Here is an 11,901-nt window from a genome sequence, read left to right on the forward strand (position 1 = left end):
CCGGCATCTGTCGTACCGTGGGCATCGCCGATGGTTGTTCTCCTCTGCACGCAGAAGCTCCTCGCACGATTGAAGCTTCCTGCAGTAGTCCCGCAGGGCCTGTCCTCGACGCGACTCGGCGACTGGTATGGCAACGCGTTGCGACTCAGTCGTCAGCAGCTCCTGCTGTTCGTCAGCGGACGCACGCACCGCGCCGCGATCGTTCCCGCACGGGATACTCGACGACTGCCCGCGGTACTGGCCGACGCCGTGGCCGATCGACTCGCCGCGCTCGGTGTGCCTGCGGCACTGATCGACCAGGAGCGGCAGTACATGGCCGACGTGGTCTTCACCAGGACCCACAACCGGAGCGTGCTCGGGACGATGAACGACTACGCGTTCATGGCGCGCGACATCCAGGCGCGGCGAGGCGCCGGAGACGCTCGAGGAGTTGATGGACTTCTTCGCGGGAACGCCCATCTTGGCACTCGACGGTGCGCGCCCGCTGGACCTGGTCCGCAATGCCTTTCGCGCCTGACAGGCAGCAACCGCACTAAAATCTCCGCCTGGAGCCGGGCGAGTGTACGGCACATATGCTGGGCCGCTCGAAGCGTACCGGCCCGCACTGCGGGCAGTGGGATGAGATGCGATTGATGCGGTGGTGATGCGCCTCCAGGACCGAGGACGCTCCGACCGCCGTAGACTGAGACCCTATTGCGATGCTGCGCTTCTTCAAGCAACTATTCGGATTTGGGAACGACCCCGCAGCAGTACCACTCCCGGTAACGTCCGCGCCTACGCCACAGCTCCCTCCTCTTTCACCTACGAACCGACCGTCCCCGCAAAAGAGTGCCGCTGCACCGGCCGGCCGACGCAGCGCGAGTGACCGTTACTTCGAGCTCTCGGCGGAGATCGAACGCGGCAAAGCGGACGCTGACTACCCGCGAGCCATCCGGGCGGCTCGCGAGACCTACCCGCTCCTGCCAGCTTTCGTGCGCCACTGCAAACGTGAGTGGGGCTCGTTCGACCTCGCCAGCTCGCACGCCGTTCACACCGCGTCCAGGCTGATGGCCGTCATGGAGGATCACGACGGCATTCGCGAACTGCGTGCGGTGCTCGAATCCGAGAAGGATCTTCGAGACTGGATGCCGGAGGTGGAGCAGGCAGAAATGGACGTGCAGCTCGTGCCACCCCTCATGGCTGCAACTCGCGAGAATCCCGGTGTACTGCTCTCAGCGGTCCAAGCCGCACTCCCGGGAGAGCATCGCACTAGAATCTCGAAGCTGGCGGCGCGACTCGAGAAGGGTCGCCGCATCTACCGTGTCAAGAGCAACTCGACGTACCGGCTCTACCCTGCGGGTTACGTCATCCAGGATGTGACGACCGCTGGTGCCGCGCCCCACCCGCCCACTACGTCGCCACCGCAGACTGTGTTGGTTCCTCAACAGCGGCATTCACCGATTTCCCGCACCCCACGCGCCGCAGCCAAGGCACGACTGCTCGACTTCTCAACACTTCCTGTCATGCGGTTGCCCATGGCGCCGGCACGCTGGTCCGAGCGTGCAGACCAGGCGCAGTCGGGGAAGCCTGCCAAGACCCAGCCGACTTTCATCGTCGAGGGCGAGGGCTGGACGGTAGCTGCGCAAGAGAAGCTGGCGCCTGCTGACCGGCCCAACCTCGCCTTCAAGGAAGTCTTCCCCACAAGCCGCTACACGTACTGGCTGGACCCGAAAGGAAAGCGGGACGGCTTCGAGCATGCCGCATCGGTGCTTCGCGTGACGGATGCTGAAGGCGCAGAGGTCAGTACGGGCGGGCTCGCTCATGACGTCTACCGTGCCGACGTGAACGGCGACGGGTCAGGCATTCTGTTCCTCTCTAGAGAAGGGATTCTTCACGGTTATACCCCCACGCTCAACCAGTTCTTGGAGGAGCGCCTGCTTGACCAGCCGGAGTATCAGGCGCAGGCGAGACGCCTTGGCATTGAACCCCGCGAGCTTAAAAACCACACCCGAAGCGTCGCGCTCTCTGCGGACCGGCGCAAGTACCTCATCACGATTGTCGACGAGGCATGGTGCCTGGATACAGCGACCGGGGCTGTGATCTGGGGCCTCCGGCTGCCAACCAAGGAAGGCTGGAGTCGGCGAGTCGCGGCGCGCTCAGAGCGCACCGGCACGAGCGTCGAGGTCGAGGCCGCCCTCTCGCTCATGGAACTGGAGCTGCCTGTCACCCCCGACGCCATCGTGCGGCAATACCGCGCGCTGGCTATGCGGTGGCATCCCGATCGGAACCCTCACGATCCCACTGCCACGGCACGTTTCCGGGAGCTCCATGGGGCCATGCAGCTCCTCACCGGAACCGACCTGGCGTCACTCGGAGCCGACGACGCCGAGCACATCACCTACGAACAGGTGCTGTCGGCAACCCGCGTCTCTCTCCCGGACGATCACGGCGGTCCCCTTGACGTGACCCTCACAATGAGCATGGTGGTGGGCGAGAGCCAGGCGGCCGACTGGATCTATGCCTCAAACCTGGGCAACGATGGTGGCGCGTTCGTGGCGGGATACTCGGGCAAAGTAGTCGTCATCTCGCCCGGAGGAACGCCCGAGCGCGTCTACGATATCGGCGCGGTGCCTCGGCACGTGGTCGATGCGTCATCGCACGTGTACATCGTCACGGATACGCGACTGTACGTTTTGTCGGGCGACCGACTGGAGGCCCTGGTCGACGTCGCCGGTGCGACTGACATAGTCGTAGGCGATACGGGCTTCGCCTTGCTGGAACCAAAGGCAATGACGTGGTTCACGCCGAGCGGCAAGCGGGTTGGGGCCGTCCGGACCAAGGATCCGCTACGGCGAGTGTCGTCGACGAGTGCGGGCGTGGTCGTCGAGACAAGACAGCATCGCGCGACAATCGCTGGTGCACCGAGCTGGTGGGCCTGAGGTTCCTGACTCCTCTGGCCACCGGCCGCTTCGTGGTTCGTGTCGTGATTGGTCCCCGCAGGAACGGCAGTGGCGAAAGGCCTGACAGCTGCGTAATGATTGCAGCGAGGCGCGGCACGGCGAACGCGCCCGGCCAGAAACGGGAATGAGTTCCGTGACCCAGGTCCCAAACGACGCGTTGATTCTCGGCAAGCTTCCTCGTGAGGACGCACCGCTGCAGGAGCTCGAGCGATTCGCCGCGACGTTTGGGAACTTCGAGCAGTGCGACTCCCTGGACGACGCGTACCGCATCGCCGAGGGCGCCAAGACGTGCACGCTGGCGGACTTGCGAGCGGCCCTCTTCCTCATCTACCGAGCGGAGCGCTTCAGCGGCCACTGCGGTGCGGAGGACGAGCGGAGGATGAGGCGCCTGATGGGCCGCATCCGCGATCGCGTCAAGGCGCGATGCCAGGAAGGCACCGCCAGCCGCACGTGATGCTTGCCGGAGGGAGTGCCCTCGGACAGCGGCGGCAGCCGCTCGAGGTGCGGGAGCCGCAGCGTCCGCGGGGAACGGAGCTGGGGGCGTCAGGCCGGGCCACTCGATATCACTCATCTCAGTCCACCCAGATCAAGTTGTCGGCGGTTTGCCCGTCCTTGTCTCTGAACCAGTAGCCGTGCGGGAGCGGCACCTCGATCCCTTTGGTCAGGCATTCCACAGCCTTGAACACACTCGGCGTGGCGTCGTCCTTCTCTGCCTCATTCTTCGGCTCGGCGGTCACGGCGGTCATGAGCTCGCGCCTGAGGTACCGGCCCTCGTGGAGGTGCGGGGCCAGCCACGCCATGAACGGCGCATGCCAGCAGGCGTGCACCACCGGCAGTCCCGGTCGGTCGAGCCACAGGGGCAAGGTGAGGAACCAGTCGATGATCTCGGCGTGCCACGCGGGATAGTCTTCGACCTCGGCCAGGAACTCCGCGTGTTGCTCCCGGTTCTTGGCGCCCCACTTCGGGCTGTAGTGGGGACGGAGCTACTCGTCCGGTTGCCTAGGGTCACGTGTGTGCCAGGCAATGGCATTCAGCTCTTGGTTGCCCATCACGGCCCGGGCAGCGCAGTCGCCGACGAAGATGGCCGTCCGCTCTGGGTGCCACCATGTGCCCGCCGTCCGGCGGTAGCCCATCACGCCAAGGAGAGCATCGAGCTTGTCGCAGTGCCCGTGAATGTCGCCAATGATGTCGCAGTCCATTGTCGAGATTGTGCGGCCACTCATGCCAGCGTGCGACGCCCGTGACTCTCACCTCGTCGCCGTCCACAGCGGCTCCGAGGGAGACGCCCTACCGCGCCAAATCTGATACCGGTACCTCTGCTTGCGTTGCCTGCGACCGCGAGTCCGTGAAGGCGCCTGCCGTGGAAGTCTTCGTCGTCTCTGCACCCGACCAATGTGCGAAAATGCTCGCGCAACATTGCGCGTGTGGAGAGTCTCCAGCGGTTCGGCCAGCGGGCGAAGGCCGCGGGATCAATACGTCGGTTCAACGGACCTTGGCGGCGTTGCCTGATCCGCCGAGCCGCACAGCCGGAGCAAGCCGTGCCAACCTTGTTCGAGGTCCTTGAGCAACATCACTGTTCGCTGTCTCCCAAAGAGACCGTGATCGTCCGTCACCGGGACCATCGGTACGATGTCCCCGGGCTGATGAGCAGGGGACTGTTCCACTACTATCAGGCGTATCAGAGCAAGCCGAGGTTCAGGCGTTGCCAATACATACTCGCGTTCCTCGGGGAAGACCGCAGCCTGGCGCGCCTGATTGGTCTCTACGCGGTTCATGGAGAAGTGGCGGCAACATCGATCACGCTTCCGGCTGGGTGCCCATCCGATTGGCCGGCTGAGAGCGGGTTCTTCTATCACCTCGTGAAGCTCGATGACCTCGCGCCGTTGGAAGGTCGCCTCGTGATCGACTGGGGGCCTGGAGCGCTAGCCTGGGTCCAGCGGCTTCGCGACAAGCCGGTAATCGAGGTTGGGCGCAGCCCGTGGGCTCCCGGCGGGCCAGCTACACTGCTCCGGCCACGCGACCCGTAGACGCTGCGGTGACGAGCGAGGCCCACACGTACTCCACAAGGGCACCCGGTGCCACACGCGCACGTCAGGTCAATGTGTCTGCATACTTGGCGATTCGCGTGTTGCGTGCATGGATGAAGTCCATACTTCGCTGTCGAAACGCGCTGTACGTGCCGAAGTCCTTTGGCGCGGCGGGCGTCCTGAAGTCGTCAAACGGCATGAAGAAGGCCACAGAAGATTCGCCCTGTGCAAGCAAGTCCTGCAGCAGGAAGAAGTTCACGTATCCGTCGAAGTTCTCGAACAGCGCGAAGAAGTCGCCGTACCGCGCAAGCGTCCCGGCCAGCGGGCTGCCGTCGCCCGCGTAGTGCCGACGAATGCATTCAAGCGTCAGGTCCATGCGGTCTGCGATGTTCCTCAGACAGCCTCGGGCCTGATTGATCGTGCGCTTGCGATCGCGCTTCTCTCCCGGGAACACGATCATCGCGCCGATGGTGTAGGCAAGAGAGAAGAACTCCTCGTTCATCGCCTGGCTGCAGAGTTCTGGATGCTCCGCAGCGAATCCTAACCGGGTGAACGTCTGCATCGCCGAGTCGCTGGTCAGCGAGAACTCACCGAGTTCGGAGCGGTGATGCAGGTAGTGGTCACGAACCTCGTCACTCAGATTGAACAATTGGCCACCAGGAAGCGGCTTGCTCCACAGGGCCTTGTGATACCGGCGCAAGGTAGGGCTGTCCTTGTCGGGATCCCGCCGTTTCCCCGGCGGCGTGTCACTCCGGAAGTCAAAGGCCGTGTCTATCGACGTTCCCACCTGTCCTCCAGCTGATGCCGTGTTCATCTCACACCTCCGCCGACTCCTTCACCAAGGTAGTTGCATTTCACTGAACACCGACTAACGTCACGGGTTCGGCCAGTATGCGTTTCACGCCGTCAACATCCGCCATGCGTTGCTGCAGGACGCGCGTCGCGAGGTCGGCCGGAAGGCACGCGCTGAACTTGAGCCCCTCCAGCGCCTTCTTCGCCACGTCCGGCACAAGAGTCTCCGCATCCGTGGCGCGGATAGCGTGAATCGCGTTCATGATGGCGCTGTCCGAGGGCTCGCCGGCGATCTTGATCGCGAGGTTGTTCGGCGCCACGGCATAGCCAAGGTCTGCCTTCAGCTTCGCAGCGGTTGCGACGTTCGCATAGAGTCCCCCAAACGTCCACCACTGGACTGCGTTCTTGTTCCGCGTGACCGCTGTTGACGTTCCATCGAGCCAGGTGAACTCTGCTCGCAGTTCGGCCAGCGCTTGGGCCGCCCGGGTGGTCAGTCTTGCCGGGAGCTCTGCGCCGAGCAGCACCTCCCGCATGGCCTGGCACAGTTCATAGCGGATCGGCTGCCCGCTGCCGGCCCAGCGCGAGCGCCCTTCGTCGCCTGAAGGCGACACCTGCGCGAGGCGCTGTTTCCAGTCAACGTGCGAGACCCGCCAGCTGTGCCCTCCGAGAACGAGGTTCACGTCGTTGTCGGGCCACCGCGCGAATGTCGTGTGATGGACACTCCCGATGTGCCGGTCGCCATGGCGGACGGCAATGAGAGGCTCGCTGATGAACGCCGTGAACAGATCCATGAAGTGGCGGAAGCCGTACTCGGCCTCGCCCTTCTCACCGAGCCACAGGATGCCCTGCTGGTCGCTGAGGATGCCAGTAGCCAGCATGTGACCGATGGTGGAGGCCAGGTCCGTTTCGCTCATCTCGCGAAGCGCCGGCCATCCCTGGAGTTCATGGCGCCAGTCGTCGTGTCCGATCCCGCCGTACTGAAGCGACAGCGCCATGATCTGCTGCGCCAGGATGTGGAACGGAGCCGCCGGCGGCCGCACCTGCTCGACGTGCCCAGTTCCCCAGAGACGCACCAGCGCGGCGGCCTGCATCAAGCTCTCCGGCGTGGTCGTCAGAAACAGGTAGTTGCGCGTGGTACCGGCGCGACGCCCCGTCCTGCCGAGGCGCTGCAGGAAGCTGGCCACGGCCACAGGCGCGTCGATCTGGATGACCCGGTCCAGATCGCCGACGTCCACGCCGAGTTCGAGCGTACTCGTGGCAACGATGACGCAGTCGTGGCCGGAGGCAAACGCCTCCTCCGCGCGACGGCGCTCGTCGAGACTGAGCGAGCTGTGCGAGACGAACGTCTGCACCTCCAGGGCGCGGAGCTGTGACGCCAGGTCCTCGACCTTCGACCGGCTGTCGCAGAAGACGAGCCGCTTCTCGCCCCGGTGCAGGCCGGCGATCACCCTGGCGGCATTGCTGAGCGTCTTGACGGCGTCAATCTCGAGTTCGACGGGTCCGGCAGCGCCACCCTTGGGGGCAAGTACCGTCCTCGGACCTGGAGCCGTGCCCGCAAGCCAATCCAACAATGCCTCCGGATTGCCAACCGTGGCAGAGAGACCGACGCGCTGCAGCGGGCGGCCAGCACGAAACACCAGCCGCTCCAGCACCGACAGCAGGTGCCAGCCACGGTCGTCGCCAGCGAAGGCGTGAATCTCGTCCACGACGACGGCGCGCAAGCCGGAGAACAGCCGATCGTGATGCTCGCGTCGCGTGATGAGCATCACTTCGAGCGATTCGGGCGTCGTCAGTAGTACGTCCGGCGGGTCTGTGACGATGCGGCGGCGGGACGAGTCGCCGACGTCCCCGTGCCACAACTCGACCCGGCGACCAAACAGCCTGCCGTAATGCTCGAGCCGTGGATGCAGGTTGTTCAAGAGGGCACGAAGCGGGCACACGTAGAGGACCGACAAGCCCTGCCAATCCTCCGCGAGCATGCGCGAGAACAGCGGGAACATCGCCGCCTCCGTCTTCCCGCCGGCCGTTGGCGCAAGTAGCAAGGCATGCTGCCCCGCGACGAGCGGTGCGATGGCGTCCTGCTGGAACGGTCGAAGGGACGCCCAACCGAGGCTGTTGATGATGTGATGCTGCACGAGGGGGTGCAGCAGGTCGAACCCGCTCACACGCCCTCGAGCTCGATGTCGTCGATGCTGGTGCCGCCCCGCGCGGCTCGCTCGACCGGGGTCAGCTCGGTGTCGGCCACCGTCAGCGAGTAGTGGGTTCGCGGGTCGAAGTCGGGAAACTGATCGACGCGGTCGAGGACGTCTGCCACGAGCTTCTTCAGGAACACCCTCGGCACGATGCCCACCTTGCCGCCGAACCTGCCCGCGACAGCGTCCGCGAGGTCGGCGACGTAGCGGTCATCGACCGCGGTGCGAAGACTCGCTTCGGATCCTGCCCCTTCGGCGAAGAGGTCTCTCACCCTGGCGCCCACTTCCCGGAGACGCTCCGCATTGAACGCGGGCAGGCGGATCTGGACGGCGCGGGGGTTATCGAACCTGGCATCCGTTGCGAAGTCCACGTGCAGTCGCTGCGCGAGCGGGGGCAGTCGTTGCACGCCCTGCGGCCCATCGAAGAACGGTGACGTGCCGGTGATGACAAGATACAGGCCAGGAAACCGGCCGCCATCGACTTCATCAAGGAGCTGACGCAGCGCGTTCAGGCTCTTCTCGCGAACATCCCCGCGCACCCGCTGCAGCGTCTCGACCTCGTCGAGCACCAGCAGGAGCCCTTTGTAGCCTGAATCTCGCAGGATCACCAGCAGGCCCTGCAGAAAGCTGAGCGCCCCGAAATGGTCGATGTCGCCCTTGAGGCCGGCCGCACGTTTGGAGGACGCCGCCACATTAGGCTGTCCGGAGATCCAGGCAATGAGCCCATCTGCAGTCAGCGCGTCGCCTGCCTGCAAGGCGCGATGGTAACCACGCAGGGCGGCCGCCAGCGCCGGTGTCGTGCGCGTCACACTCTCGAGCCGCTTCTCCATGAGCGCTTCTGTGCGCGCCGCAACCTCGGAGTCGCCGCCACCAGGACCACCCGCCATCACGTCCTGCTCGAGCGTATAGAACCACCCGTCCACGATGGAACGCAGCGCGCCCTGTGGCGTCTCCGGCGTGGACAGTCGCTCGTTCAGTCGCCGATAGACCGTCTCGAGGCGATGGAGCGGTGTCTCGGTCTCCGAGATCTGCACTTCCGCCGTCGCAAACCCGCGCTTCTTCGCCCGCTCCTGCAGCCACCGCGCGAAAAACGTCTTGCCACTGCCGTACTCGCCGCGCACGGCCTTGAAACCGCCCGTGCCCCGCGCAACCGCTGAGAGTTCGGCGTCCAGAGCGGCCTCGAATGGCGCGAGACCGACCGCCAGCACGTCGAGGCCCGTATCGGGGACGGTCCCTCGCCTGAGCGCCGCAATGATCTGCTCCCGCCGCTCCCGACTCAGTGTCACTGGCCGTCGCCCCCGAACTGCTGCTCGAGCAAGAGCCGATTGAGGATCACGGTGTCGGACCCCTCATCGACGTCCAGCACCTGAAGGCCGTCGACGTTCAGCAGTCGGCGCGTGGCCGCCACGAGTCCGGCGAGGCGGAACGGAGGCACACCCATCCGCTGTGCCAAGGCCACACGCGTCATCCGGCCGCCACGCTCAGAGACACACAGCAACAGCCGACGGACTTCGTCGTCTGATGGGATCCCGCGGCCCTCCGACAACGCTTTCTGCTCGACCAGAACCGGTGACATGAAGAGCCGGTCGAGCCATGACGGCGCCTCAGCCGGTTTCACTGCCTCGAGCAGGTCGAACATCGGCGGGGCCGGCTTCGCAGATTTGACGGGCGCCGTCGTACGAATCGGGCCGGCCGTCGCGACAACGGGCGGCGCGGCCGCGTCGAACCACCACGCGGGGTACACGTTGGCGACTTCTCGGAACCCGTCCAATTCGTTGCCGGCCCACGTCAGCACCGCGAGCGGCAAGACCATCTCCTGCGGGGTGACGCCTCCGTGGTATCCGTTCCTCTTACCCGAATACCTGGTGCGTTCGCTCCAGGGCACGATGAGCGATGTGCGTCCCTGCGCCAGCACCCGTCGGCCTTCGACGCGCACCTCGCCTTCCCCGACCTCGCCCGTGTCCTCGCGCCATCGTTCGCCGGCTTCCCTTCCCTGGAACGCGGTGTCGTCGTCGAGCAGGTGGCCATGATCACTCGTCAGCACGACAGCTCGCCCGGCCGCGCGAGCAGCTTCGAGGAGCTCCTTCACGACCGGCGCCGCGTCGAGGTCCCAGCGCGGTTGAATCTGGTCGCCCTTGAACAACAAGTCGTCCACCACGTTCACGACGGCGGCGACGACGCGCTGGTCGCCATCGAGCAAGGCACTACGCACGTCCTCGGACAACCCGCGGCCTGACGCGCCGAGTAACGTGCCCTTGTGGAACAGCACCGGCGGCTTGCGCGATCGAGATACCGATTGCAGGGCCGGATGCGTAGCGAACTCGCGCGACTCGGTCGACGCGTCACACGAGTCGAGCCGACACGAGAACAGGCTGGTGCGCGAGATCTCGGTGATGCTTGGAAGAGCCGCGAACGCGGCCCAGCGCCGTGCTTCCGCAGCCTCTGCTGATGGTTCCCAGCATCGCCACCCTGTGTCGGCCAGGCTCTGGAGCAAATCCTGATACACGGCCCGACTCAGGCCATCCATCACCAGCATGAACACCGGCAGCGCGCGGGCGAGCGGGGCGACAGCGTCACTTACTACTCGCTCCACGGGCACGGGGGAACCAACGCCCTCGGGCGGCTGCGCGGCCCCGGACGCCACCAGTCGCCCGAAAACCTCGTTCTCGTGCTCGCGGCGCTCGCGGACGCGTGTGAGCAAGTCCCGGTAGGCGTTCCCGAGTTCCATCGGCTGCTCGCCGCCGAGCAACGCCAGCCGCGCAAGATCGACGAAGGCTCCGTGCCGGTTGTAGGCCTGTACGGCGTCGACGAGCGAGGCCGTCAGCACGACGGGTGTCTGCAGCCAGTTCACCAGCCGCCGGGCCATTTCCACGCGGCGCTGACGCACAGGGTTGATGCGTGCGAGTCGGTGCTCGAGGACGGATGCTGCCGCGACCTCCACCGCCTGGGCGCTCGAGGTTTGTCTAAGGGCAGCACCGATGGCGGCGGCGACCTTCCCCAGCCGCTGTTCGAATCCGCCAGGCGACCAGCGACCAAGGTGCAGGGATAGGCCAGCGCCAAGATCGGTCAGGAGACGGTCCGCCTTCTCGGCCCTCGCACGAACTGCCGGCCACCCGTCCGCGGACTCACGTTCGGCGACGACGCGCTCGGCTGCCTCGGCCCATTGCACGCCCACCTCGGCCGGAAGTGGGTGGTGCCCGTGATACTGCTCGAAGCGGATGGCGGCATCACGCAGTTGTCCGCCCGCCTCCGGGTGAAAGAGCACGCGGCACGCCAGCCCGAGCGACACGAGATCGACGGCAGGCGTCCTCTCCAACGCGTCGAGCATCGTCTCGCCGACGACGCCGGCGGTCTCACGGACGCGAGCCCGGACGGCATGGCGAAACTCCGTCGGCAGGTCTGTGTACCGGGAGACTTGCGCAGCGGTCTCGGCCCACCGCAGCACGGCCACGACGTCGGGTCGGCCATCCGGCAGCCCGATGCGGTGGCGAAGCAGGGCCTCCCAGACCGTGTCGGCGTCCAGAATCCCGGCGGGCACGGCGGCGTAGCCTCCCGGCGGGGCACTCTCGACCAGCGCGTCTGCCAACCATCGCGCTCGTTGGACGCGCGGATCGACCACCCGCGCCTTGAACAGATCGAGGGCAATGCGCCAGGTGTCGATGTCGAAGATCTGTCGTTTGGCCAGTCGCACCATGACGTCGCTGCCGAGCGCTTCCTCGGATGCCGGCGTCAAGACGATGAGTCCCGCATCGTCTGCCAGCGCCAACAGCTCTTCGCGCACGTGAAGCGGCGATTCACAGAAAGCAATGCGGAACGGCAGGCTGTCCACCGCCAGCACGTCAGGCCCCGACCATGTGTCGGCCCGGATGCCGATGACGCGCGCGTCCCTGACACGCTGGAGCACGGTCACGGCCTGCTCGCGCACCTGGGCAAGGGTAGGCGATGGCACGC

8 protein-coding genes are annotated in these 11,901 nt (G+C 65.8%); 2 read left to right on the plus strand and 6 right to left on the minus strand.

What is annotated here, in order from left to right:
• Positions 1-1,055 precede the first annotated feature (1,055 nt).
• A complete protein-coding gene (locus Q0C41_RS01165; protein ID WP_291980605.1) occupies positions 1,056-2,918 on the plus strand; it encodes a J domain-containing protein in 1,863 nt (620 codons plus the stop codon).
• Positions 2,919-3,072: 154 nt separating this feature from the next.
• Positions 3,073-3,393 (plus strand): hypothetical protein, encoded by a 321-nt coding sequence (locus tag Q0C41_RS01170; protein WP_291980606.1) that lies wholly within the window; start codon positions 3,073-3,075, stop codon positions 3,391-3,393.
• 118 nt (positions 3,394-3,511) lie between these two features.
• Here the strand turns inward: Q0C41_RS01170 and Q0C41_RS01175 are convergent, their stop codons facing one another.
• From Q0C41_RS01175 to pglZ, 6 genes are all read right to left on the minus strand, one after another.
• Positions 3,512-3,685 (minus strand): hypothetical protein, encoded by a 174-nt coding sequence (locus tag Q0C41_RS01175; RefSeq protein ID WP_291980607.1) that lies wholly within the window; start codon positions 3,683-3,685, stop codon positions 3,512-3,514.
• 237 nt (positions 3,686-3,922) lie between these two features.
• The gene (locus Q0C41_RS01180; protein ID WP_291980608.1) at positions 3,923-4,138 is read right to left on the minus strand and encodes a hypothetical protein; all 216 of its coding nucleotides are present in this window, start codon (positions 4,136-4,138) and stop codon (positions 3,923-3,925) included.
• 892 nt (positions 4,139-5,030) lie between these two features.
• Positions 5,031-5,780: a hypothetical protein gene (locus tag Q0C41_RS01185; RefSeq protein ID WP_291980609.1), complete on the minus strand. Its 750-nt coding sequence runs from the start codon at positions 5,778-5,780 to the stop codon at positions 5,031-5,033.
• 40 nt (positions 5,781-5,820) lie between these two features.
• Complete coding sequence (locus tag Q0C41_RS01190) at positions 5,821-7,923, minus strand: DEAD/DEAH box helicase (protein WP_367079074.1); 2,103 nt, start codon at positions 7,921-7,923, stop codon at positions 5,821-5,823.
• The gene (gene brxD / locus Q0C41_RS01195) at positions 7,920-9,236 is read right to left on the minus strand and encodes a BREX system ATP-binding protein BrxD (RefSeq protein WP_291980610.1); all 1,317 of its coding nucleotides are present in this window, start codon (positions 9,234-9,236) and stop codon (positions 7,920-7,922) included. Before brxD ends, Q0C41_RS01190 begins: the two co-directional genes overlap by 4 nt.
• Positions 9,233-11,899, minus strand: coding sequence for a BREX-2 system phosphatase PglZ (pglZ, locus tag Q0C41_RS01200; RefSeq protein WP_291980611.1), 2,667 nt, complete (start codon positions 11,897-11,899; stop codon positions 9,233-9,235). The genes brxD and pglZ overlap by 4 nt, the downstream gene beginning before the upstream one ends.
• Between the last annotated feature and the right edge of the window lie 2 nt (positions 11,900-11,901).

The sequence above is a fragment of the Luteitalea sp. genome (genome assembly GCF_022842525.1).
In the GTDB taxonomy this organism is placed as follows: Bacteria; Acidobacteriota; Vicinamibacteria; order Vicinamibacterales; family Vicinamibacteraceae; genus Luteitalea.